Annotated in this window: 17 protein-coding genes and 1 pseudogene; 10 read left to right on the forward strand and 8 right to left on the reverse strand. The window is 71.8% G+C overall.

Going from position 1 to position 22741, the window contains the following annotated elements; genetic code table 11:
* Positions 1–97 precede the first annotated feature (97 nt).
* Both ACIQ7M_RS02925 and ACIQ7M_RS02930 read right to left on the reverse strand, forming a co-directional pair.
* A complete protein-coding gene (locus ACIQ7M_RS02925) occupies positions 98–862 on the reverse strand; it encodes a crotonase/enoyl-CoA hydratase family protein (protein WP_403638977.1) in 765 nt (254 codons plus the stop codon).
* A gap of 149 nt (positions 863–1011) precedes the next feature.
* Positions 1012–1995, reverse strand: coding sequence for a YbhN family protein (locus ACIQ7M_RS02930; RefSeq protein WP_403638979.1), 984 nt, complete (start codon positions 1993–1995; stop codon positions 1012–1014).
* A 195-nt stretch (positions 1996–2190) separates the two neighbouring features.
* Between ACIQ7M_RS02930 and ACIQ7M_RS02935 the strand changes: the two genes are divergently transcribed.
* Positions 2191–4095 carry an ABC transporter ATP-binding protein gene (locus ACIQ7M_RS02935; protein WP_403639248.1) on the forward strand — a complete coding sequence of 635 codons (1905 nt, stop codon included), beginning with the start codon at positions 2191–2193 and terminating at the stop codon, positions 4093–4095.
* 83 nt (positions 4096–4178) lie between these two features.
* Here the strand turns inward: ACIQ7M_RS02935 and ACIQ7M_RS02940 are convergent, their stop codons facing one another.
* On the reverse strand, positions 4179–7388 hold the full coding sequence (locus ACIQ7M_RS02940) for an alpha-L-rhamnosidase (protein ID WP_403638981.1): 3210 nt from the start codon (positions 7386–7388) through the stop codon (positions 4179–4181).
* A 551-nt stretch (positions 7389–7939) separates the two neighbouring features.
* Here ACIQ7M_RS02940 and ACIQ7M_RS02945 point away from each other — a divergent pair.
* Entirely contained in the window at positions 7940–10054 is a 2115-nt protein-coding gene (locus ACIQ7M_RS02945) for a glucose PTS transporter subunit IIA (RefSeq protein ID WP_403638983.1), read from the forward strand.
* Between the two features lie 115 nt (positions 10055–10169).
* Positions 10170–11051, forward strand: a complete 882-nt coding sequence (locus ACIQ7M_RS02950) for a PRD domain-containing protein (protein WP_389840297.1) — start codon at positions 10170–10172, stop codon at positions 11049–11051.
* Between the two features lie 88 nt (positions 11052–11139).
* On the opposite strand, the gene ACIQ7M_RS02955 is transcribed toward ACIQ7M_RS02950, so the two are convergent.
* On the reverse strand, positions 11140–11661 hold the full coding sequence (locus tag ACIQ7M_RS02955; RefSeq protein WP_403638986.1) for a hypothetical protein: 522 nt from the start codon (positions 11659–11661) through the stop codon (positions 11140–11142).
* A 420-nt stretch (positions 11662–12081) separates the two neighbouring features.
* On the opposite strand from ACIQ7M_RS02955, the gene kdpF reads away from it, so the two are divergent.
* From kdpF to ACIQ7M_RS02975, 4 genes are read left to right on the forward strand one after another with little or no spacing between them, the layout of a single operon-like run.
* The gene (kdpF, locus tag ACIQ7M_RS02960; protein ID WP_403638988.1) at positions 12082–12171 is read left to right on the forward strand and encodes a K(+)-transporting ATPase subunit F; all 90 of its coding nucleotides are present in this window, start codon (positions 12082–12084) and stop codon (positions 12169–12171) included.
* 32 nt (positions 12172–12203) lie between these two features.
* Positions 12204–13880: a potassium-transporting ATPase subunit KdpA gene (gene kdpA, locus ACIQ7M_RS02965; protein WP_403639250.1), complete on the forward strand. Its 1677-nt coding sequence runs from the start codon at positions 12204–12206 to the stop codon at positions 13878–13880.
* On the forward strand, positions 13880–16021 hold the full coding sequence (gene kdpB, locus ACIQ7M_RS02970) for a potassium-transporting ATPase subunit KdpB (RefSeq protein WP_403638990.1): 2142 nt from the start codon (positions 13880–13882) through the stop codon (positions 16019–16021). Before kdpA ends, kdpB begins: the two co-directional genes overlap by 1 nt.
* A gap of 5 nt (positions 16022–16026) precedes the next feature.
* Complete coding sequence (locus tag ACIQ7M_RS02975; RefSeq protein WP_403638992.1) at positions 16027–16734, forward strand: potassium-transporting ATPase subunit C; 708 nt, start codon at positions 16027–16029, stop codon at positions 16732–16734.
* Between the two features lie 225 nt (positions 16735–16959).
* Here ACIQ7M_RS02975 and ACIQ7M_RS02980 read toward each other — a convergent pair whose 3' ends face one another.
* Entirely contained in the window at positions 16960–17199 is a 240-nt protein-coding gene (locus tag ACIQ7M_RS02980; protein WP_403638994.1) for a universal stress protein, read from the reverse strand.
* Positions 17200–17839: 640 nt separating this feature from the next.
* On the opposite strand from ACIQ7M_RS02980, the gene ACIQ7M_RS02985 reads away from it, so the two are divergent.
* Both ACIQ7M_RS02985 and lysA read left to right on the forward strand, forming a co-directional pair.
* Complete coding sequence (locus ACIQ7M_RS02985; RefSeq protein WP_403638996.1) at positions 17840–18223, forward strand: SAV_915 family protein; 384 nt, start codon at positions 17840–17842, stop codon at positions 18221–18223.
* Between the two features lie 200 nt (positions 18224–18423).
* Positions 18424–19675, forward strand: a pseudogene (lysA, locus tag ACIQ7M_RS02990) (diaminopimelate decarboxylase); the annotation flags it as partial.
* Between the two features lie 531 nt (positions 19676–20206).
* Here the strand turns inward: lysA and ACIQ7M_RS02995 are convergent.
* On the reverse strand, positions 20207–20527 hold the full coding sequence (locus ACIQ7M_RS02995) for a hypothetical protein (protein WP_403638998.1): 321 nt from the start codon (positions 20525–20527) through the stop codon (positions 20207–20209).
* Between the two features lie 421 nt (positions 20528–20948).
* Between ACIQ7M_RS02995 and ACIQ7M_RS03000 the strand changes: the two genes are divergently transcribed.
* The gene (locus ACIQ7M_RS03000; protein WP_403639000.1) at positions 20949–21164 is read left to right on the forward strand and encodes a hypothetical protein; all 216 of its coding nucleotides are present in this window, start codon (positions 20949–20951) and stop codon (positions 21162–21164) included.
* A gap of 75 nt (positions 21165–21239) precedes the next feature.
* On the opposite strand, the gene ACIQ7M_RS03005 is transcribed toward ACIQ7M_RS03000, so the two are convergent.
* Together ACIQ7M_RS03005 and ACIQ7M_RS03010 are read right to left on the reverse strand one after the other, a co-directional pair.
* A complete protein-coding gene (locus ACIQ7M_RS03005; protein ID WP_403639002.1) occupies positions 21240–22073 on the reverse strand; it encodes a serine hydrolase domain-containing protein in 834 nt (277 codons plus the stop codon).
* 101 nt (positions 22074–22174) lie between these two features.
* The gene (locus tag ACIQ7M_RS03010) at positions 22175–22711 is read right to left on the reverse strand and encodes a hypothetical protein (RefSeq protein ID WP_403639004.1); all 537 of its coding nucleotides are present in this window, start codon (positions 22709–22711) and stop codon (positions 22175–22177) included.
* Positions 22712–22741: the final 30 nt, after the last annotated feature.

Consider the following 22741-nt stretch of genomic DNA (forward strand, 5'->3'; position numbering starts at 1 on the left):
GACGGGCTGATGCACCGGCACGGCCCCGACCCACCCACCGGACCGGAACCGCGGAACGGCGGAACCGCGACCGCCGCCGCACACCCGCCCGCCGGTGTCACCCCTCGCCGAAGGCGCCGTGGCGTCCCGCGCCGGAGGCGAAGCGCGCCGCGCCCTCCATGCTCTCCTCCAGCACACCCATGCCGTACCGGAGTTCGGTCCGCATGGCCTCCTTCTCGACCAGGCCCTCCTGATCGAGGACCGAGGCCCGGTCGCTGCGCAGACAGGCCTGCGGGAAGCCGGCGATCTCGGCGGCCAGCCGCTCGGCCTCGGCGCGGGCCCGGCCGGCCGGGACGACACGATTGGCGAGCCCCATCTCGTACGCCTCCCGGGCGCCGACGGGACGGCCGGTGAGGATCAGATCCATCGCCCGGCTCGTGCCGATGAGCCGGGGCAGCCGCACCGTGCCCCCGTCGATCAGCGGCACGCCCCAGCGGCGGCAGAACACCCCGAAGACGGCGTCCTCCTCGGCGACCCGCAGATCGCACCAGAGCGCCAGCTCCAGACCGCCCGCCACGGCGTGCCCCGCGACCGCCGCGATCACCGGCTTGGTCAGTCGCAGCCGGGTGGGCCCCATCGGCCCGTCACCCTCCTCGGCGACCTCGTTCCCCCGCTCGGTGCCGATGGCCTTGAGGTCCGCGCCCGCGCAGAAGGTGCCGCCCTCGCCCCAGAGCACGGCGACGCGCGCCGTCTCGTCCGCCTCGAACTTCCGGAAGGCGTCCGTGAGTTCGGCGGCGGTCGGCCGGTCCACCGCGTTCCGGGCCGCGGGCCGGGAGAGGACGATCGTGGTGACGTGACCCTGACGTTCGCTGCGGACCGGCATCGCGCTGTCCCTTCGGCGGCCGGCGCGCCACACCGCACGCCGTGGTTACTCCTCGGTATCACAGCATGCGGCGCACCGCACGACCCCGGGACGGACGCGCTCCTGCCCCCTCGCTCCGGACCCGCTCCGGACCGGGCCGCAGGACCGGGTCAGATCACCTTCCAGCGGACCAGCGCGCCGAGGGTGAGCGCACCCGGCAGCAGCGGCACCCACACCGTGATGATCCGGTACCCCAGCACCACCGCCGTCGCCACGCCCACCGGGCCGCCCGCCGCGACCAGGGCCACGATCAGCGCGGCCTCCACCGAGCCGAGCCCGCCGGGCGTCGGCACCATCGCGACCGCGATCGTCGCCGCCAGGTAGGCGATCATCATGTGCGTGGGCGACACCGGGAGGCCCAGCGCGCGTCCCACCGAGGCCAGTCCGGCGGCCTGGAGCAGCGGGAAGGCGAGCGAGCCGCCCCACAGGGCGAAGGCGCGGGACGGGCGAGCGTGCACCGAGCGGGCCTCACCGAAGGCGGTGCGCAGGAAGGAGAGGACGGCCGTGCGCAGCCTTCGCACGAGAACGAGCACGGCCAGCGCGACGCACAGGGCCACGCCGACGCCGAGGAGCAGCGGCCCGGTCGCGCCGTCGGGTATCAGGCCGTCGACCCGCAATGCGTCGGGGAACGCGATCAGCAGGCCGACGAGCAGGGTCAGCCGGGCGACCGCCTCGGCCAGCAGATACAGCGCGAGCGCGGCCGAGGAGCGGGCCAGCGGCACCCCGCACACCGTCATGAACCGCAGATTGACCGCCCCGGCACCGAGCCCCGTAGGCAGCAGGTGGTTCGCGGCGCCCGCGGCGAACTGCGTGGCCAGCAGGCGCCGGGCCGGCAGCCGTTCCATGACCGCGCCCTGACGGGTCACGGCCGCGGCCACCCAGGTCAGACAGGTCGCGGCGGCCGCGGCGACGAGCCAGGGCCACTCGGCCGACCTCAGATGACCGAAGCCCTCGGCGAGCACGGACCGGTGGCGTACGGCGACCACGAGGACCAGTGCGAGCGGGATCAGGCACAGGACCGGCCGGACGGCGGGCCGCAGGGTGAGGAGGCGGGGGAGCCGGGGCAGCGCCCGGGGAAGTCGTACGGCTGTCACATCTCGAGAGGTTTTCCACGCCGCACCAACGCGAGGTTGCGGGCGCGGGGACGGAGGCTGACACGCGGGGCAAGCCGTGGGACGCGCGGCCCGCGCCGCGCCCCGGGCGCCGGGGGAGGCCCACCCGCGTGAGTGCTCCCGCCCCGATCCGTTGACCTCAACAAAGCTTGAGGTCCTACTGTCTCTCCCATGAGCATGGAGACCACAGCCTGGACACAGTTGCACAGTGTCATGAACGCCCAACAGGAGCGTCGTCCCTTCGACCGCGCGACACTGCGCCGCATCGCCGCCTTCGCCCGCCCGCACCGCCGTCGTATCGCGCAGTTCGTCCTCCTCAGTGTGGTGACGGCGCTGCTGGCCGTCGCGACGCCGGTGCTCGCGGGGCACGTCGTGGACACCATCGTGGCCCACGGGGACGAGAGCACCGTCGTGCGTCTTTCCGTGCTCATCGCCGTCATCGCGTTCGCCGAGGCGGCCTTCGGGATCCTGGGCCGCTGGCTCTCGTCGACGCTCGGCGAGGGGCTCATCCTCGATCTGCGCACGGCTGTCTTCGATCATGTGCAGCGCATGCCGGTCGCGTTCTTCACACGTACACGTACGGGAGCGCTCGTCAGTCGACTCAACAACGACGTGATCGGCGCCCAGCGCGCGTTCAGCAACACCCTGTCCGGCGTCGTCGGCAACGTCGTGACCCTGTTGCTCACGCTGGTCGTGATGCTCACCCTGTCCTGGCAGATCACCCTGCTCGCGCTGGTCCTGCTGCCGGTGTTCGTGCTCCCCGCCCGGCGGATGGGCAGCCGCATGGCCAGGCTCCAGCGGGAGGCCGCGGACCTCAACGCCTCCATGGGCACCCGCATGACCGAACGCTTCTCCGCGCCCGGCGCGACCCTCGTCAAGCTCTTCGGGCGGCCCGGGGAGGAGTCCGCCGAGTTCGCGGCGCGCGCCCGGCGGGTGCGGGACATCGGTGTCCGTACGGCGATGGCGCAGTCCGCCTTCATCACCGCCCTCACCCTGGTCTCGGCCCTGGCGCTCGCCCTCGTCTACGGGCTCGGCGGCTGGTTCGCCCTGCGGGGCACCCTGGAGCCGGGCGCGGTGGTCTCACTGGCGCTGCTGCTCACCCGGCTGTACGCGCCGCTCACCTCACTGGCCGGGGCGCGCGTCGAGGTCATGAGCGCCCTGGTCAGCTTCGAGCGCGTCTTCGAGGTGCTCGACCTGAAGCCGCTCATCGAGGAGAAGCCGGACGCCCGCACGCTCCCGGACGATCCCGCCTCCGTCGAGTTCGACGACGTCCGCTTCGCCTACCCGTCCGCCGACAAGGTCTCCCTCGCCTCCCTGGAGGAGGTCGCCGCCCTCGACACCCGAGGCGGCGACGAGGTCCTGCACGGCATCTCCTTCCGCGCCGAGCCCGGCCAGACCGTCGCGCTCGTCGGCTCCTCCGGTGCCGGCAAGTCGACCATCGCGCAACTCCTGCCGCGGCTGTACGACACCGACGCGGGCGCCGTGCGCATCGGAGGCGTCGACGTCCGCGAGCTCAGCGCCGCGTCGATGCGCGCGACCCTCGGCATGGTGACCCAGGACGGGCACCTCTTCCACGACTCGGTCCGCGAGAACCTGCTCCTCGCCCGGCCGGACGCGACCGAGGACGAGCTGTGGGACGTGCTGCGCCGGGCCCGTCTCGACGAGCTCGTACGGTCCCTGCCCGACGGGCTCGACACCGTGGTTGGCGAGCGCGGCTACCGGCTCTCCGGCGGCGAGCGCCAGCGCATGACCATCGCCCGGCTGCTGCTGGCCCGTCAGCGCGTCGTCATCCTGGACGAGGCCACCGCCCATCTCGACAACACGTCGGAGGCGGCCGTCCAGGAGGCGCTCACCGAGGCGCTGGAGGGCCGCACCGCCCTGGTGATCGCGCACCGGCTGTCGACGGTACGGGCGGCCGACCTGATCCTGGTCGTCGAGGCGGGCGAGATCGTCGAGCGGGGCACCCACGAGGATCTGCTCGCGGCGGACGGGCGCTACGCGGAGCTGTACCGCACGCAGTTCAGGACCGGCCGGCAGCGGCACGAGGAGCAGCTCCCGGTCACGGTGGACGCGACGCCGTAGCGGCGTCGCGTCCACCGTGACCACCTCGCCCGGCCCGGTCCGTTCGGCCCCTCTGCCGCTTCAGCTGTTCCTGCGGCTCCCGGTCAGGTGGTGAACCGGTGGCTGCCGGAGCCGACGCGGTACACCGCGCAGCCGTCCTCCGTACGCAGGAGGGCGGCGCCGGTGTGCGTGACCGCGTCCGGGCCGGCCGCCGGGATCCACACCTCGGCCGTGGTGTTGGCGGGCACGGCGCAGGTGAGGTCGAAGCCGTCGGAGCGCTGTCGCCACCGGGTGGAGACCGGGCCGTAGAGGGACGTGAACGTGGCCCGCGCGGAGGTGACGCCGCCGCCCGGCCGGGGACGGACGACGATCTCCCCGTAGCCGGGCCCGCCCGGCGAGATGCCGGCGACCGTCGCGTACATCCACTCGCCCACCGAGCCGTAGGCGTAGTGGTTGAAGGAGTTCATGTCCGGGGTCTGGAAGCTGCCGTCGGGCCGGACGGAGTCCCAGCGTTCCCACATCGTGGTCGAGCCCTTGTCGATCTGGTAGCCCCAGCTCGGGAAGGAACGCTGAAGGAGCAGCCGGTAGGCGACGTCGGTGTGCCCGGTGTCCGTGAGGACCGGGAGCAGCCGGGGTGTGCCGAGGAAGCCCGTCGACAGATGCCAGTCCCTCGCGCGGATCAGGTCGACGAGCCGTCCGGCCGCCGCCGTGCGCAGGGCGTCCGGAACGAGGTTCATCGACAGGGCGAGCACGTACGCCGTCTGCGTGTCGCCCCGCACGGTCCCGCCGGCGCCGACGTAGGCGTTCCGGAACGCCTCCCGGACGCGGTCGAACAGGCCGGCCCAGGGCGCGGGATCCTCGCCGAGCGCGGTGGCCATCCGGGCCGCGAGGTCGGCGCTGTGCGCGAAGTACGCGGTGGCGATGACGTCCTTCGGCGTCTCGTCCGAGACGTTCAGCCAGTCGCCGTAGCCGTCCGCGGGCCGCAGCAGGCCCTGGCTGTGGCGCTCCAGGTAGCCCAGCCAGGCCCGGACGGACGGCCAGGCGTCGGCCAGGACCTGCCGGTCCCCGTAGGCCTGGTACAGCGACCAGGGGACGGTGACGCCCGCGTCGCCCCAGCCCGCGACCCCGTTGCCGACCGTCCCGACCATGGGCGCCACGTCCGTGAACGCGCCCTCGGCGGTCTGGCCGTCGCGCAGGTCCACGAGCCACTTGGCCAGGAAGCGCGCCGACTCCATGGTGTAGGCGGCCGTGGGGGCGAAGACGTTGATGTCACCGGTCCAGCCGAGCCGCTCGTCACGCGCGGGCGTGTCCGTGGGGACGGAGAGGAAGTTGCCCCGCTGGCCCCAAGTGATGTTGCTGTGAAGCTGGTTGAGCAGGGGAACGTCGGTCTCGAACTCCAGGGTGAAGGGCGCCGACGTATGCATGACGCGGCCCGTCACGGCCCCCGCCGAGGGAGTCCCGGGGAACCCGGTGACCTCGACGTAGCGGAACCCGTGGAAGGTGAAGCGCGGCTCGTACGTCTCCTCGCCGCCCCCCTTGAGGATGTACGTGTCGGTCGCCGCCGCCGAGCGGAGATTCGCGGTGTAGAGGGTGCCGTCCGGGTTGAGGACCTCGGCGTGACGCAGCCGCACGGTCGTTCCGGCCTCGCCCGAGACGCGCAGCCGGACCGAGCCGACCATGTTCTGGCCCAGGTCGAAGACGTGGACGCCCGAGGCCGGTTCGGTCACCTTCTCGGCGGGCCGTTCGGCGGCCACGCGCACCGGGCCGTCGAGCTGCGCGACGATCCGGCCGGGCGCCGCGTCCCCGGCGGCGCGGACGGCGAGCCAGGTCCGGTCGTCGAAGCCGGGGGAGGTCCAGCCGTCCGTCTCCGCGCGCGCGTCGTAGGTCTCACCGTTCAGCAGGTCGGCCGCGACGATGGGTCCGGCCGCGGCCCGCCAGTCGGTGCCCGACACGATGCTCTCTCTCGTCCCGTCGGCGTACTCCACCTCCAACTGCGCCAGCAGCGCCGGGCGTTCACCGTACTGGTGGGGTCCGAACATGCCGACGCTTCCCGCGTACCAGCCGGGCGCCACCCAGACGCCGATGGCGTTGGCCCCGGGCCGCAGGAGGGAGGTGACGTCGTAGGTCTGGTACTGGACGCGCTCGCGGTAGTCCGTCCAGCCGGGGGCGAGCTGGTCGCGGCCCACCCGGTGCCCGTTGAGGTGGGCCTCGTACAGGCCGAGGGCCGTCGCGTACAGGCGCGCGCGGGCCACTCTCCTGCCGGGCAGGGTGAACGCGTGGCGGAGCTGGTTCGCGGCGAACGACGCCGGAACGACTCTGCCCCAGGGGCCCGCGCCCCATGCGGCGGCCACCTTGGCGGCCGGCCAGCCGCCGTCGTCGAAGCCGTCCCCGCGCCAGCCGTCGGCGGGCTTCGTGTCCGTGGTCCGCCAGGACGCGTCGGTGACGATCCGCCGCTCGCCGGAGGCGGTGGTCAGGGTGAGGACACCGACCAGGCCGGCGGGCCCCACCGTCGCGTTGGCCGCCTCCACCGCGAGGACGTTCCGTCCGGGGCGCAGCCGTCCGAGGACGTCGACGACGGCCGGACGGCGCCAGTCCTCGTGCTCGGTCGCCAGGTCGGTACGGGCCACTTCGCCGCCGTTGACCGAGAGCGAGAAAACGTTGTCGGCGCTGAAGGCGATCTTCGCGGCGGTGACACCGTCGGGAACGTCGACGACCCGCCGGAACCACCGCGTGGCCGCCGGGGCGCTGCTCGCCGGATCACCCTCGGGGAACCAGATCCAGGCGCTGCCCTCGAGGGAGGGCGCGTCCGTGAGGGCGGGAGGAGCCGAGACCCACTCCGCCGACCACGGCGTGTCCAGGAGACCGGTCTCCCACCAGGACGGCGCGCTCCAGCCGGAGGCCGCGCCGTCGGTGTCCCAGACCCGCACGGACCAGAAGTAGCGTGTGCGCGGGGCGAGCCGGGGACCGGCGTACGGGACGAGGACGGACTGGTCGGACGTCACCTTCCCGCTGTCCCACACGTCGGGCCGGGACAGACCGGACGCGCTGGTGGCGACGCGGATCCGGTACGCGCTCTGCCGCGTCCCCGGTGCGTCCGAGACCATCGGCCAGCTCAGCCGGGGGTGTGGTGCGTCGAGCCCCAGCGGGTGCTCGACGTACTCGACGGTCGGAGCGGTGACGCGCGGGGCCGCGCGCCGGGCGCGCGGCCCCGCCGACGAGGGCGCGGCCGAGGCCGGTCCCGCTCCGGCGGCCGTCGCCGCGACGACACCCGCCGCGCCGGCCGCGCCCGCCAGGATGTTCCTCCTGCTGATCAACTGGGGCCCCTCACCTAGGAGTTATGAATCGTTTCACGGCGGTGAAGGTAGGGGCGGGGGAGGTGGCGGTCAACAAGTGCGGCGGTATTTTCCGGAAATCGGCCATGCTTATCCGTGTCATCAGTCGAATCGGCCGGTTCGCGTGCCCGAACATTGAACGGTTTCAATCGACAGGTCCCCCGTCCGGGCATCGAGCCGGAAGGTGGCAGAATGCTCCGGCGCCGCGCGGTGCCGTCCGGCGCGGCCGGCTGGTGCCCCGTGGTGTCCGGCGCCGCCCCGTGGCGCCCGGTGCCGAGTGCCCGTCGCGTGGTCGCGTGGTGATGGTCACGAACGCCGTCGGAGCCCGCCCACGCGCTGCTATAGTCATTTCCGATCGATCTCGATCGCAGGATTGTTACTCCCTACGAAGACGCCATGGCGTCCGGTTTGAGGGAGGCAAGGCCTGGGTGGCGCCCCGTGCGCTCCCCGGGCCTTTTTTGTTGCCTCGGTCCGTGCGTCAGAGATCGCGGACCGAAGCAGGATCGCAAGAATCAGGGATGCAAGGACGCGTCATGAACACACCCACACCCGGTGCGCTGGCGGAGAAGATCCTCAGTGGCGTCGGCGGCTCCGAGAACATCGAGAGCCTCACGCACTGCGCCACGCGCCTGCGCTTCCAGCTCCGCGACGGTGAGAAGGTCGACCAGGCCGCCCTCGACGCCCTCGACGGCGTCATGGGCACGGTGCCCCAGTCCGGCGACCGCTTCCAGATCGTGATCGGCGGAGCCGTCGCCGGGGTCTACTCGGACCTCATGAACCTGCCGTCGATGACCGGCGGCGCCACGCCCCGCCCGCCGTCCGACGCCGAGGTGAAGGCCGAGATCCGCGCCAAGGGCCGTGGCCGCTTCGCGTGGCTCGACAACTTCTTCGAGTACCTCTCGGACTCGTTCCGTCCGCTCCTCGGCGTGCTGCTCGGCGCCTCCCTGATCATCGCGATCGCCTCCATGCTCGACGCCTTCGGCCTGGTCGACTTCCGGTCCGCGGACAAGTCCGCCACCTGGGTCTTCGTCGACTCGATGTGGCGCTCGGTGCTGTACTTCCTGCCGATCATGGTCGCCTACAACGCGGCCAAGAAGCTGAAGATCGACCCCTGGGTCGGCGCCACGGTGATGGCCGCGGTGATGACCCCGAACTTCACGGGCATGATCGGGTCCAAGACCCCCGGTGTCACGACCACCACCAACACGACGCTGGGCACCTCGGAGTCCGTGGCGCACGTCTTCGGGCTGCCGATGCAGCTCAACGACTACGGCGGCCAGGTGTTCGTGCCACTGCTGATGGTCGCCCTGCTCGCCCTGGTCTACAAGGGCCTGAAGCGGATCTTCCCCGAGAACGTGCAGATGGTCTTCGTACCGTTCTTCAGCATGCTGATCATGATCCCGCTGACCGCGTTCCTCATCGGTCCGATGGGCGTCTGGGCCGGCAACGGCCTCGGCACGGGCCTCTCCTGGCTGAACGGCAACGCCCCGATCGTCTTCGCGATCGTCATCCCGATGCTGTACCCGTTCCTGGTGCCGCTCGGTCTGCACTGGCCGCTGAACGCGCTCATGCTCGTGAACATCAACACCCTCGGGTACGACTTCATCCAGGGCCCCATGGGCACGTGGAACTTCGCCTGCTTCGGCGCGACCGCCGGTGTCCTGCTGCTCTCGGTCCGTCACCGTGAGAAGGACATGCGCCAGACCGCCACGGGCGCCCTGGCCGCGGGTCTGCTCGGCGGTATCTCCGAGCCCTCGCTGTACGGCATCCACCTGCGCTTCAAGCGGATCTACCCGCGCATGCTCGTCGGTTGCCTCGTCGGCGGTGTGATCATCGGTGTCCTGGGTGGCGTGAACACCAAGGCCTTCGCCTTCACCTCGCTGCTGACCATCCCGGTCTTCGACCCGATGATCAAGTACATCATCGCGATCTCGGCGGCCTTCTTCACCTCGATGGCGCTCGTGTACTTCGCGGACTACCGCACCAAGGAGGAGCGCGCCCAGGTCAACGCCGAGCGCGACGCGGCCGAGGCGGCCCCGGGCGACAAGGCCGTCGTCCCGGCCCAGACCGTGGCGGCCGACGACCGCGAGCTCGTCGCCGTCGGTGCCGCCGCCGCTGCCTCCGCCGGTTCCGTCGCGAAGGCCGCCACCGCGGCCGGGACTCCCGTCGCCGACGAGGCTCCCGTCGCTGGGAAGGGCCTCGAACTCACGGCGCCCGTCGCCGGTCGTGTGGTCGGCCTCGGCGAGGTCGAGGACCCGGTCTTCGCCTCCCGAGCGCTCGGCGAGGGCGTGGGCATCGAGCCGGCCGACGGCCGCGTCGTCGCCCCGGTCGACGGTGAGCTGATCACCGTCGCCGACACCGGCCACGCCTTCGGCATCCGCACCGCGAACGGCGTCGAGGTCCTCATCCACGTCGGCATCGACACGGTGAAGATGCAGGGCAAGGGCTTCGACGTGCGCGTCGCGGCCGGGCAGAAGGTCTCCGCCGGCGACCTCCTCGCCGAGGTCGACCTCGCCGCCGTACGCGCCGCGGGACACCCGGCCGTCACCCTGATGACCGTCCTCAACACCGCGGACATGACCTCGGTCGAGCCGCACACCGGGCAGGACGTCACCGCCGGCACCCCCGTGGTGACCGTGCGACGGTGATCAGCCGCCCTTGACGCAACCGAGCCGGCGCGTGCACGCCTCCCGAGAGGGAGCGTGCACGCGCCGCGTCGGTGTTCGGGAGACGATGGAGATCGGACGGAAAGGAGGGCCGGCGGTGAAGGCTGTGCGTGTCCTGAACAACAACGTGGTCCTCGCGAGCGACGAGAAGGACCAGCCGGTCATCCTGACCGGGCGCGGCATCGGCTTCAGCTCCCACCAGGGCAAGCCCGTCGACCCCACGCTCATCGAGCGTGTCTTCGTCCCGGCCGACGGCCGCGACCCCACGGCGGGCTCCGGCCCCGACGCGGACCCCGACCGGCTGGCCGAGGCCATGGCCCTCATCAGCGAGGAGATCTTCGAGGCCGTCGTGACCGCCCTCGGCGACGCCGGTATCGAGGGGCGCGAGTCCACCCGCCCCACCCTCGCCATCGCGGTCGCCGACCACGTCGCCGGAGCGCTGGACCGGGCCGCGCGGGGCATCGTCATCGAGTACCCGCTGCGCGCCGAGGTGCAGACCCTGTACGCCACGGAGTACGCCCAGGCACAGCTCCTGCTCCAGGCCATCAACGAGCACGTGACCCCGCGACTGGAGGCCTCCGAGGCGACCCCGCTCGCCCTGCACCTGGTCAACGCGGGCTTCGTCTCGGGCGATCTGTCCTTCACCTACACGATGACCGGGGTCATCCAGCAGATGCTCGCCGTCATCAGGGAGCGGTACGGGCTGGACGTCTCCCACGAATCCATGAACGTGGCGCGGTTCATCACGCACGTGCGCTATCTCTTCGTACGGATCCAGCAGCGCCGCCAGCTCAAGGGCCACGAGTCCACGATCGGGAAGGGCATCCGCCAGTACTACCCGGAGGCGACCCGCACCGCGCAGCAGCTCGCGACGATCGTCGAGCTGCGTCTGGGACGCCAACTGAGCGAGGACGAGGTCTCCTATCTGGCGCTCCACGTGGCCCGCATGACCATGGAGGCCGACGACACGGCGGCGTGAGCCCGCGGCACCGCCGCGTGAGCCTCCTGACCCGGCCGCGTGAGGCCGCGACGCGGCCCCGGACCGACGTTCCCGGTCGCCCGGTCCCTCAGCGCGGGAGCCCCGAGGCCCGCAGTACCTCCCGCACGGTCTCGTCGTCGATCCGGTGCCCCAGCCGGTCGAGGAGCGCGGCGCCCTGGCGCAGGGTGCCGCGCTCCATCGAGCGGCGCACGCCGGTGTCGAGTTCGTGCCAGATCAACGGGTTCGCGATGAGAACGCGGGGGTCGAGTTCCGCGCGGTGGCCGTGGACGTCCCGCAGCACCAGGTGGGAGGAGACGCCGGCGAACTGCCGTACGGTCGTCAGCGCGTCCGTGTGGACGACGTGCCGGCGCCACGGCGTGCGGACCACCAGCCGGCCGGGCCCGGCGCTCACCCGGGGCGGCAGCAGGACGAAGCCCACCACCGCCGACACCGTGAGCCACAGCAGGGCGCGCGGGGAGGTGAGGCTCCCCGCGTCCCAGTCGACGAGCAGGGCCATGGCGCAGAACAGCAGCGCGCACGTCACCGCGAGCCGTGCGCCGGCCCGCCAATTCCGGTCACCGGCCGAGCCGGCCGCTCCCCTTCGCTCCACGAGGCCGACGCTAGGCGGGCCGTAGGGGCCGTGGCCCCTCGCTGACGGACTTCTGACGTCCGGGGTGCGGATACTGACGGATTCCCTACGCGGGTGCCGACGCCGGGCGGCGTGGAGGGCGCGGCCCACCGTTTCCGGCCGCACTCCCGCTGGTGCCGTGAGGCGGTCGACCTGCCGCGACGGCGGCCCGATCGGCGGGACGGATCGGGGGTCGGCGTAAGGGTCCCGTCAAGGCGGGGAGCGCCGCCGTATGGGAGCCGTCAACGGCGGCCGCATCCGGCCTGAGCGGCGGTTTCCTCTAATCGTCCGATGCAATACGAACCTCCCCTAGGAGTTCGCGATGGCCGATCTGGCCTTCGTCGTCACCACGATCGCGTTGTTCGCGCTGGTGGCCCTCGTCGCCAAGGGGGTGACGAAGCTGTGACCGCCGAGAACGTCGTCGGCCTGATCGCGGCCGTCGCCCTGCTGGGCTATCTGGTCCTCGCCCTTGTCTTCCCGGAGAGGTTCTGACTGTGACATCTGCTTCTGTCGCAGCGGACGGCATGAGCCCCGTCCTCGCCGGCGTCCTCCAGTTGCTCGCCCTCATAGGCGTGCTGGCACTCGTTTACATCCCCTTCGGCACGTACATAGCCCGGGTCTACTCCTCCGAGAAGCACCTGCGGGTGGAGAAGTGGGTCTACAAGGGCATCGGCGCCAACCCGGACGCCGAGATGACGTGGCCGGCGTATCTCCGCGCGGTCCTCGCGTTCTCCGCGGTCAGCGTCCTGTTCCTCTATCTGCTCCAGCGGCTCCAGGGTGTGCTGCCGGGCTCGCTGCACTTCGACTCGGTCAACCCGGCGCAGTCGTTCAACACGGCCGTCTCGTTCGTGACGAACACGAACTGGCAGTCGTACTACGGCGAGCAGACCATGGGTCACGTCGTGCAGACCGCAGGTCTGGCCGTGCAGAACTTCGTCTCCGCGGCGGTCGGCATGGCGGTCGCGGTCGCGCTGGTGCGGGGCTTCGCTCGCTCGCGCACCGGTGAGCTGGGCAACTTCTGGGCGGACCTGGTGCGCGGCACGCTGCGCATCCTGGTGCCGATCGCCGCGGTCGCAGCGGTGATCCTGGTGGTGTGCGGGGCGATCCAGAACTTCGCCGGCATCCACGAGGTCGGGCAGTTCTTCAACGGGCACAGCATGGGTGGCTCGCAGCAGTGGAACGGCGGTGCGGTCGCCTCGCAGGAGGCCATCAAGGAGCTCGGCACCAACGGCGGCGGCTACTTCAACGCCAACTCCGCCCACCCCTTCGAGAACCCGACCCCGTTCTCGAACCTCTTCGAGATCTTCCTGATCCTGGTGATCCCGTTCTCGCTGACCCGCACCTTCGGTCTGATGGTCGGCTCGGTGAAGCAGGGGTACGCGATCCTCGCCACGATGGCCACCATCTGGATCGGGTTCACCGCACTGATGATGGCGACCGAGTTCCACCACCACGGCGCGGCCTTCGACCTCGCGGGCGGGGCGACGGAGGGGAAGGAGACCCGCTTCGGCGTCGGCGCCTCGTCGATCTTCGCCGTGGCGACGACGCTGACCTCGACGGGCGCGGTGGACTCCTTCCACTCCTCGTTCACCGGACTCGGCGGCGGTATCACCATGCTGGGCATGCAGCTCGGCGAGATCGCCCCCGGCGGCACCGGATCCGGCCTCTACGGCATGCTGATCATGGCGATCATCGCGGTGTTCATCGCCGGTCTGATGGTGGGCCGAACCCCCGAGTACCTGGGCAAGAAGATCGGCGGCCGGGAGATGAAGCTCGCCGCCTGCTACATCCTCATCACCCCGGCGCTGGTGCTGGTCTTCACCGCGGCCTCGATGGCGCTGCCGACGCCGCCGCACTCGATGCTCAACTCCGGTGCGCACGGGTTCTCCGAAGTCCTCTACGCCTTCACCTCGGCGGCCAACAACAACGGCTCGGCGTTCGCCGGCCTGAACGCGAACACCGACTGGTACAACACCACGACCGCGCTCGCGATGCTGCTCGGCCGCTTCCTGCCCATGGTGTTCGTGCTGGCCCTGGCCGGTTCGCTCGCCGGACAGAAGCCCGTCCCCGTGACCGCGGGCACCCTGCGGACCGAGAAGCCGCTGTTCACCGGTCTGCTCGTGGGCGCGGTCCTCATCATCACCGGTCTCACGTACTTCCCGGCCCTGGCCCTCGGCCCGCTCGCCGAAGGACTCGCGTGATGACCACCCGTACAGAGAAGGCAGAGGACTCGATGTCCACAGCCACACCCACCAGGGCGCCGCACAGCGACGTCCCCACCGCGCACAAGCCCACGGACGGGCGGGTCGGAGCCGGTCTCTTCGACCCCGGGCAGCTCATCAGGTCCGTCCCGGAGGCGTTCCGCAAGCTCGACCCGCGGGTGATGGTCAAGTCGCCCGTGATGTTCGTGGTGTGGGCCGGCTCGGTGCTCACCACCGTCTTCTCCTTCAAGGACCCGGGCGACTGGTTCGGCTGGACGATCAGTGCCTGGCTGTGGCTCACCGTCCTCTTCGCCAACCTCGCGGAGGCGGTGGCCGAGGGACGCGGCAAGGCGCAGGCCGACACCCTGCGCAAGGCCAAGACCGACACCGTCGCCCGGCGGCTGCTGAAGGACGGGTCCGGTTCCGAGGAACAGGTGCCGGGCACCGCGCTGACGATCGGTGACCTGGTCGTCTGCGAGGCCGGTGACATCATCCCCGGCGACGGTGACGTCGTCGAAGGTGTCGCGTCCGTCGACGAGTCGGCCATCACCGGCGAGTCGGCCCCGGTCATCCGGGAGTCCGGCGGCGACCGGTCGGCCGTCACCGGCGGCACGAAGGTCCTCTCCGACCGGATCGTCGTCAAGATCACGACGAAGCCCGGCGAGACCTTCATCGACCGGATGATCGCCCTGGTCGAGGGCGCGGCCCGGCAGAAGACGCCCAACGAGATCGCGCTGAACATCCTGCTGGCCTCGCTGACGATCGTCTTCCTGCTGGCCTGCGCCACGCTGCCGCCGCTCGCGCACTACGCGGGCACCGACCTGACGATGGTCGTGCTGGTGGCCCTGCTGGTCTGCCTGATCCCGACCACCATCGGCGCCCTGCTCTCCGCGATCGGCATCGCCGGCATGGACCGGCTGGTGCAGCGCAACGTGCTCGCCATGTCCGGACGCGCGGTCGAGGCCGCCGGTGACGTCTCGACGCTGCTGCTGGACAAGACCGGCACCATCACCCTGGGCAACCGGCAGGCCGCCGAGTTCGTCCCGGTGACGGGGACGACCGAGGCCGAGGTCGCCGACGCCGCCCAGCTCTCCTCCCTGGCCGACGAGACCCCCGAGGGCCGCTCGATCGTCGTCCTGGCGAAGGAGAGGTACGGACTGCGCGAGCGCCACCAGGGCGAACTCGCCGGAGCCGAGTGGATCGCCTTCACCGCCCAGACCCGCATGTCCGGCGTCGACGTCGACGGACGCAAGATCCGCAAGGGCGCGGCCGGTTCGGTCATCGCCTGGGTCGGGGAGCAGGGCGGCACGGTCTCCGCGGACGCCGGCACCCTGGCGGACCGGATCGCCGAGGCGGGCGGCACCCCGCTGCTCGTGGCCGTCGAGGACGTGCACGGCGCACGGGTCCTCGGTGTCATCCACCTCAAGGACGTCGTCAAGGACGGCATGCGGGAGCGGTTCGAGGAACTGCGCCGCATGGGCATCAAGACCGTCATGATCACGGGCGACAACCCGCTGACCGCCAAGGCGATCGCCGAGGAGGCGGGCGTCGACGACTACCTCGCGGAGGCGACCCCCGAGGACAAGATGGCGCTCATCAAGCGGGAGCAGGCCGGCGGCAAGCTCGTCGCGATGACCGGCGACGGCACCAACGACGCCCCCGCGCTCGCCCAGGCCGACGTGGGCGTGGCCATGAACACCGGAACCTCGGCCGCCAAGGAGGCCGGGAACATGGTGGACCTGGACTCCAACCCCACCAAGCTGATCGAGATCGTCGAGATCGGCAAGCAACTGCTGATCACCCGGGGCGCGTTGACGACGTTCTCCATCGCCAACGACGTCGCGAAGTACTTCGCGATCATCCCGGCGCTGTTCGCGGCCGTCTACCCGGGCCTGGACAAGCTCAACATCATGCACCTGTCCTCGCCCGACTCCGCGATCCTCTCCGCGGTCGTCTTCAACGCGCTGGTCATCATCGCGCTGGTCCCGCTGTCCCTGAAGGGCGTCCGCTACCGGCCCGTCAGCGCCGACAAGCTGCTCCGCCGCAATCTCGGAATCTACGGACTCGGCGGTCTGGTCGCCCCGTTCATCGGCATCAAGATCATCGACATGATCGTCTCGCTCATCCCCGGGATCAGGTGAAGGACATGAACAACTCCTTTGTGAACACCGCCCGGTTGCTGGGGGCGGGTCTGCGGGCCCTGCTCGTACTGACCCTGGTGACCGGTGTCATCTACCCGCTGGTCGTCACCGGTGTCGCCCAGGGCCTCTTCTCCAGCCAGGCGAACGGCTCCGAGATCAAGGCCGACGGCAAGGTCGTCGGCTCCTCCCTCATCGGCCAGGCCTACAACCTTCCGCTGACGAAGGGCCAGGAGACCCCGGACCCCGACCTCAAGTGGTTCCAGGGCCGCCCCGCCAACGGGCTCGGCTCCAACAGCATGAACACGCGCTACACGCTGATCCTCTCGGGCGCCACCAACCTGGCCGGCGACAGCGGCGCGGTCGACGGGACCTGCCCCGCCAAGCCCGAGGACGGCACGCTCTGCGCCCAGGTGCTCGCCGCCAAGGCCGCCGTCGTCAAGGACAACTCGGTCCCGGGCTACACGGTGAAGCCCTCGGACGTGCCCGCCGACGCGGTCACCTCCTCCGGCTCCGGCCTGGACCCGGACATCTCCCCGGCCTACGCCGAACTCCAGGTCCACCGGATCGCCGAGAAGAACGGCCTGCCCGTGGCCCAGGTCGAGAAGCTCGTCGAGGACCACACACAGGGACGCACCCTCGGTTTCATGGGCGAGCCCCGGGTGAACGTCCTGGAGCTCAACATCGCGCTGAAGGACCTCGCGGCGAAGCGGTGACGGTCTTACGCGGCCCCGAAGGGAGCCGGCGGCACGGGAGTCGTCCCGGGCCGCCGGCTCCCGTCGTCATGAGGTCGGCCGCCCGGCGGGCGGGTGAGACTCCGCGGACGCGTCCCAGTGGCGTGGACGCCGCCCCCGGCGGAGTCGCGGTTGCGTGGCCGGCGGCTCCGACGGGGGCGGTATCGGCGGCGGCCCGTGGATCCACCTCGGGGCCGGTCCGTGGATCTACCTCGGGTTCGTGCTCTCCCGCTCCAGGTCACCGGTGTCCAGGCGCAGCCGCAGGGTGTTGCGGCGGTGGGCGGCCGTCAGCGCCGCCTCCAGAGGGGAGGGCGGGACCGCGAGAACGGGACAGACGGCGTGGGCGAGGCAGTGGCGGCCGACCGACGGCCACAGCGCGCGGCGCAGCAGGCCCCGGCCGCCGGCGCCGACGACGAGGAGGTCGCCGTCCCGGTCGGCGACGCGCACCAGCGCCGGTCCGGGGCGCCCCGGACGACGAGGGCCCGCCCGGGCAGCCCGGTGCCGGCGTTGCCGAACGCGTCCCGCAGCGCTTCCGTGAGCCTCTCCCCGGCGAGCCGCTCCCACTCGGGGACCAGGACCCTCGTGGCCGGGAACCTGCGGGCGGTGAGATCACCCTCCGGAGGCTCCCAGGCGACCACCGGCCAGAGTTCCGCGCCGCGGAGCCGGGCCTTGTCGGCGGCCCGGCCCAGAACGGTGAGGCACCCCGGTGAGTCGCCCACTCCGACGACGACGCGAGCGGCTGGGGGCTCAGGGGACTCGGACATCGCGTTCACCTTCCGCACGTGCCGGCCGAGCGTTCCCGGCCGGCGATTCCTTGGGGGACCGCCTCCATCTCACCTCCGCGTCCGTGCTCCCGGCAGCCCGCGCGCCCGTTCTTGGCGCCCCTCTGACGGCCCGCCGGGCACCCTCCGACCAGCGGTGTCAGCGGCCCGTCAATGTCGTCCAGCTCCTCGTCAACGTCCCGTCAGGACCGGTCCGGCCACCGGGAGGTCCGGGCATGACGTCGGCAGCGAACCCCGGCCCGCCTCTCCGCGTCCGGGGTCCCACAGCTCCGATCCCTCACTCCCTGCCCTTCGGGAGGCACCCCATGACAGAACTCCTCCACGGCGAAGACCCCGAGCCCGCCGATCGGTTCCCGGCCGGACCCCTGTACGTACCCGTCCGGCCGGGTCCCTCCGGGTGCGCGGCCCGGCTCTTCCGCACCCCCCTCGGCCGGCGAACGGCCGTCGGCTTCACCTCCGAGCACCGGCTGACCGCCACCCTCGGCTCGGGCCAGGCGTGGATCCGGCTCGCCGAGCCCGCGCTGCGCGCGCTGACCGCGCCGCTCGGCGTCACCACCGTCACGGTCCACCCGCGGTTCACCGCCCCGGCGCCCGGACGCGTCACGCCGCCCCTCCCGGTCGGGCCGACGGCCCCCGTCCCACCCGCCGGGCCGGTCACGCACGAGATGTCCGCGCTGCGGATCGCCTGAGAGGAGCCACGATGACCACGGTTCACGAACCCGCCGCCGCGATCGACGGCGCCGCCAGCGCTGCGACCGCCGCTACAACAACCGGCACCACTACCGCGACCGCCGTCATTGCCGCGACCGCCGCCATTGCCGCCACCGGCACCGTCGCCACCGGCACCGTCGCGGCGGGCCCCGCCACCGCCACCGCCGTCGAGGTCGGCCTGTCGGTGTGGCCCGCCTCCACCACCGAAGTCCCGCACGGCGACCTCGCCGTGGGTGGCGTGCCGCTCGCCGAGATCGCCGACCGCTTCGGCGCCCCCGTCTACGTCCTGGACGAGGCCGAGGTCCGCGACCGCTGCCGCACCTACCGGGACGCCTTCCCCGAGGCGGAAGTCCTTTACGCGGCCAAGGCGTTCCTGTGCCGCGCGATGGCCCACTGGATGGACGAGGAGGGCTTCGGCCTCGACGTCTGCTCCGCCGGTGAGCTCGAACTCGCCGTCACCACCGGCTTCCCGCCCGAGCGGATCGTGCTGCACGGCAACGCCAAGTCCCCCCACGACCTGGACCTCGCGCTGCGGCTGGGTGTCGGCCGCATCGTCATCGACAGCCCCTCCGAGATCGCCCGGCCGGCCGCCGCGGTCGGTCCGGACGGCCACCAGAAGGTGATGGTCCGCGTGGTGCCCGGCATCCGCGCGGGCGGCCACGAGAAGATCCGCACCGGCACCGTCGACCAGAAGTTCGGCCTGTCCATCGCCGACGGCTACGCGGCGCACGCCATCGCCCGGACACTCGACCAGCCGTAGCTCGAACTCACCGGCCTGCACTGCCACTTGGGCTCACAGATCACCAGTGTCACGCCGTACCGGATCGCCGTACGACGCCTGGTCGGCCTCATGATCCGGCTCCACGAACAGCACGGCCTGGTCGTGCCCGAACTCGACCTCGGCGGCGGCCACGGCATCGCCTACCGCCCCGGCGAGCCGGCCCTGGACCTCACCGCGGGCTGGCCCGCAAGATACGCGCCGAACTCGCCGACGCCTGTGCCACGGCCGGGCTCCCCGTCCCCCGCCTGATCATCGAACCGGGGCGGGCCATCGCCGGACCGGCGGGCATCGCCGTCTACCGCGTCCTGTCCGTCAAACACACCGGCGAGCACGTGTTCGTGGCCGTCGACGGGGGCATGAGCGACAACCCGCGCCCCGCTCTGTACGGCGTCCGCTACGCCCCCGTCTGATCGGTCGGCGCAGCATCGCGGACCCGGCCCGGGTGACCGTGGTGGGCCGGCACTGCGAGGCCGGCGACATCCTCGCCGAGGCGGACCTCCCCGCCGACGTACGCCCCGGCGACCTGCTCGCCGTCCCCGTGGCCGGCGCGTACCACCTGTCCATGGCTTCCGGCTGCAACCTGGTCGGCCGCCCGCCCGTGGTCGCCGTACGCGACGGACAGGCCCGCCTCCTCGTCCGCAGGGAATCCCCCCCCGTTCCGGGGATCGGTCATGGCGTCCTCCTCCGCTCGGGCCGCCGCGCGCCGGACGAGGTGTGCCGACAGGTGCCGTCCGCCGCGACGATACCGATCACCCGCACCGTCGCCCGTAGCGCACGCCGCCGCGTTCGGGCGATCTCGCGCCCGGCCCCGGCGGGACGAGGCCGAGTTCGGCGCCTGGGCCTGCCCTATGCCGGTTCCCCGTCGGCACCACCGGCCTCCGCCGTCTCGGCTCCGGCCCGGCGGGCGGCCGCCGCCGGCGCCTCCAGCGCGGCCAGATGCCCGGCGAGCGTCTCACGTCCGGTCAGGGTGAGCGCGAGCCAGGTGCGGGGCCTGTCGGCACACCTCGTCCGGCGCGCGGCGGCCCGTGCGGCGCCCAGTGCCGCGGCGGCGGAGTTTCCGTTCCGGCATGTCGAAGCATGGGAGAGCCCCGCCGGGAGTGGACCTCGGCGGGGCTCTCACGCGCCTGAGTGAGTCGATCGACGCGGACCCTGAGTGCGCGTCACCTGCGACCGGCGGGCGTCATGCCTGCTGGGAGAGTTTCGCCTCTCGGGCCAGCTGGGTGGCGGCCAGCAGGCTCAGGCCCGGCAGTTCCTGGCGCAGGGCCCGTACGGCGGCCACCTCGTGGGTGACGGGGTCCACGCCGTCGCGCTCCAGGATTCCCCGGGCCCACCGCACCCGCGGCTCCCCGCCCCGCTCCGCCAGTTCGTCCAGGATCCGCGCAGCGCGCCGCAGCCCGGGAGCCTCGTCGGCGGGAGCGTCCGACAGTGCCCGGCTCACCGCGTCCCGCGCGTCGCCGAGATCGCTGAGCGCGATCAGATGCACTTCCTTCTTGCTGAACATTCCCGTTCCGTCTCTCTCGCCCGGTCGTCCACGGTCGCCGCCCGGAATGCGCCGGACAGATGAACTCCCAATCACGCTACAGGCTTCCCCGAACCGCCCCTCGGCCGCCCGGACGAACTCCCTTGACTGGTTCCTACTTTGATGGTCTGCCACCTGTGCAGCTCTCCCAGAAGAGCTGCACAGCAGACCAGTTGGCTTCCTCGGGCCCTGGATGACGGGTCTCACTTCGCCGCGCGATCATGTGGTGAACCACTCGGACCGGGTGGGCCGTCCGTGGTCCGGTCCGTGGTCGTCCGACGGGATTCGCCTGACCGGGCAGCGGCCATCCGGGTGTGCTGAAGCCGTGTCAGACGGCCGACCCGAGGCCGATTGGCCATGCTGGGCGGGAATCGACACGCTGTCCGGCGACGAGGAGTACGGCATGCCCAAGGACTCGGTGGCCAGGTTTCTGGCGGCTCTGACCCCGGAGGATCGGCGGACTGTCGACTCCGAACCACGCGAAGAACAGGAGCGCCTGGCCGCGGCCTGGGAGAGCGAGTTGGAGACGGACGCCGAACTCGACACGCTCGACGAGTTGTCGCCGCCCGCGGCGGAGGCGGAGGCCGCCCGACGCGTCCTGGACCGCAAGGACGACTGACCCGTCCGCCACCCGGGCCCGACGGCTCAGGAGGCACGTCCCGTCGCGGCGGCTCCTCGTCCGTCCGCCCCGGCGTCAGGCCCCGGGCCCGATGAACCGTCGGAGCGTGTCCAGGGCCATCTTGTCCGTCACGGCGCTTCGGCCCGAGAGGCGGTGAACGAGAATCCAGCCCTGCGGTGAGGCTGCCGCGAAGACGGACGCGCCGCCTGTCGCGCCGTTGTGCCACAGAAGGCTTCCCGCCTTCTGCCAGGCCGGTGCCGGTTCACCCAGCTTGCGGTCGACCAGCAGGTCGGTGAGGAGGCGGGCGGCGGCCCGGGGAGTGGCCCACAGTCCCCCGGCGGGAAGGATCGCGCCGTCCATGGTCCAGGGCCTGCGAGGCCGGCCGAACAGCCCTGTGCTGCACAGCCGCCTGCCGGACGGCGGATCGTCGGCGACATCGACGATGCCGAGCGGGTCGAGGAGATGGCGGTGCAGCATTTCCTCGTACGGGGTGCGCGTGGCCGCGACCAGGGCCGCGCCCAGGAGCGCGTAACCGAGGTTGGAGTACTCCTCGACCGTCCCCGCGGGGGCGGTGACCAGGGTGTCGAGGTTCCGTACGACCGAGTCCAGCGCGTCCGTGTCGAAAGCCACGTAGGGATCGCGGCCGTCGATGCCGGGAGGCATGCGGGGAAGGCCCGAGGTGTGCTCGGCAAGGTGGCGCAGGGTGATTCCCGTGCCGCTGGGCGCCGGCAGGAACAGCTCCAGCGGGTCGTCGAGGCTCAGGACTTGGTCGTCGGCCAGGGCGGTCAGAATGGTCGCGGTGAGCGGCTTGGTCAGCGAACCGATCTGCACGAACAGGTCGGCGTCGTGGCCGTGAGAGATCTGGGGTGCCTGAAAGCTGCTGAGTACGCAGGTGGGAACTCGGATCATGATGGTCTCCCGTGGTGTGTTCGGGCCGGCGCGCTGCCGCCGGTCTGCGAGGGGACGGGCGCGCTGCCGCCGCTCTGCGAGTGGACGTGCGAGGTGCCCGTTCAGTCCGACGCGAGCCAGTCCCTGAGCAGAGCCTCCCGTTCACGCGACCGGAGAATTCTGGTCGGCCGAGTCCGTATCCACCACTCGGTCATGACGGCGGGAGTGGCGGTGCCCCGTATGAAGCGGCCGATCAGCCGGCGGGAGAGATCGACCTCGAGCGCGGAGTAGGCGACGGCGGCGCTGGAGTGGACAGGCGTCAGGACCGTGCCCTCGGGTGCGGTGATGGACACGGTCATCTCGGTGGGACTGCTCGGCACCCAGGCGTCCAGGGCCGCGGCGGCGAAGGTCACGGCGTGGGTCGTCCAGCGTCGTACGGTGGAGCGGACGGGGACTTCGGTGACCTCCACACCCGCTAGGCCGGACCACGCCCAGTCATGTGCGTGCGGACCGGTGACGCGGGGCCCAGAGGCCTCCAGCACCACGCACGGAGCCGGTGCCGTGGCCGGGGTGCCGACGTACACGCCGTCGGCCGAGACCCAGAACAGTCCCACCGTGGTGCCGTCGTTGTGGGACGGGAGGGCCGGGTTCGCTTCCATCGCCTGTCTGTCTCTCCTGTGTCCATGTCA

It is taken from the genome of Streptomyces sp. NPDC096324 (genome assembly GCF_044763015.1).
Taxonomy (GTDB): domain Bacteria; phylum Actinomycetota; class Actinomycetes; order Streptomycetales; family Streptomycetaceae; genus Streptomyces.

Coding starts and splice junctions, on each gene's coding strand:
- ACIQ7M_RS02925 (WP_403638977.1), bottom strand. CDS start 862: ATGCCGGTCCGCAGCGAACGTCAGGGTCACGTCACCACGATCGTCCTC.
- ACIQ7M_RS02935 (WP_403639248.1), top strand. CDS start 2,191: ATGGAGACCACAGCCTGGACACAGTTGCACAGTGTCATGAACGCCCAA.
- ACIQ7M_RS02945 (WP_403638983.1), top strand. CDS start 7,940: ATGAACACACCCACACCCGGTGCGCTGGCGGAGAAGATCCTCAGTGGC.
- kdpA (WP_403639250.1), top strand. CDS start 12,204: ATGAGCCCCGTCCTCGCCGGCGTCCTCCAGTTGCTCGCCCTCATAGGC.
- kdpB (WP_403638990.1), top strand. CDS start 13,880: ATGACCACCCGTACAGAGAAGGCAGAGGACTCGATGTCCACAGCCACA.
- ACIQ7M_RS02975 (WP_403638992.1), top strand. CDS start 16,027: ATGAACAACTCCTTTGTGAACACCGCCCGGTTGCTGGGGGCGGGTCTG.
- ACIQ7M_RS02985 (WP_403638996.1), top strand. CDS start 17,840: ATGACAGAACTCCTCCACGGCGAAGACCCCGAGCCCGCCGATCGGTTC.
- ACIQ7M_RS02995 (WP_403638998.1), bottom strand. CDS start 20,527: ATGTTCAGCAAGAAGGAAGTGCATCTGATCGCGCTCAGCGATCTCGGC.
- ACIQ7M_RS03000 (WP_403639000.1), top strand. CDS start 20,949: ATGCCCAAGGACTCGGTGGCCAGGTTTCTGGCGGCTCTGACCCCGGAG.
- ACIQ7M_RS03005 (WP_403639002.1), bottom strand. CDS start 22,073: ATGATCCGAGTTCCCACCTGCGTACTCAGCAGCTTTCAGGCACCCCAG.
- ACIQ7M_RS03010 (WP_403639004.1), bottom strand. CDS start 22,711: ATGGAAGCGAACCCGGCCCTCCCGTCCCACAACGACGGCACCACGGTG.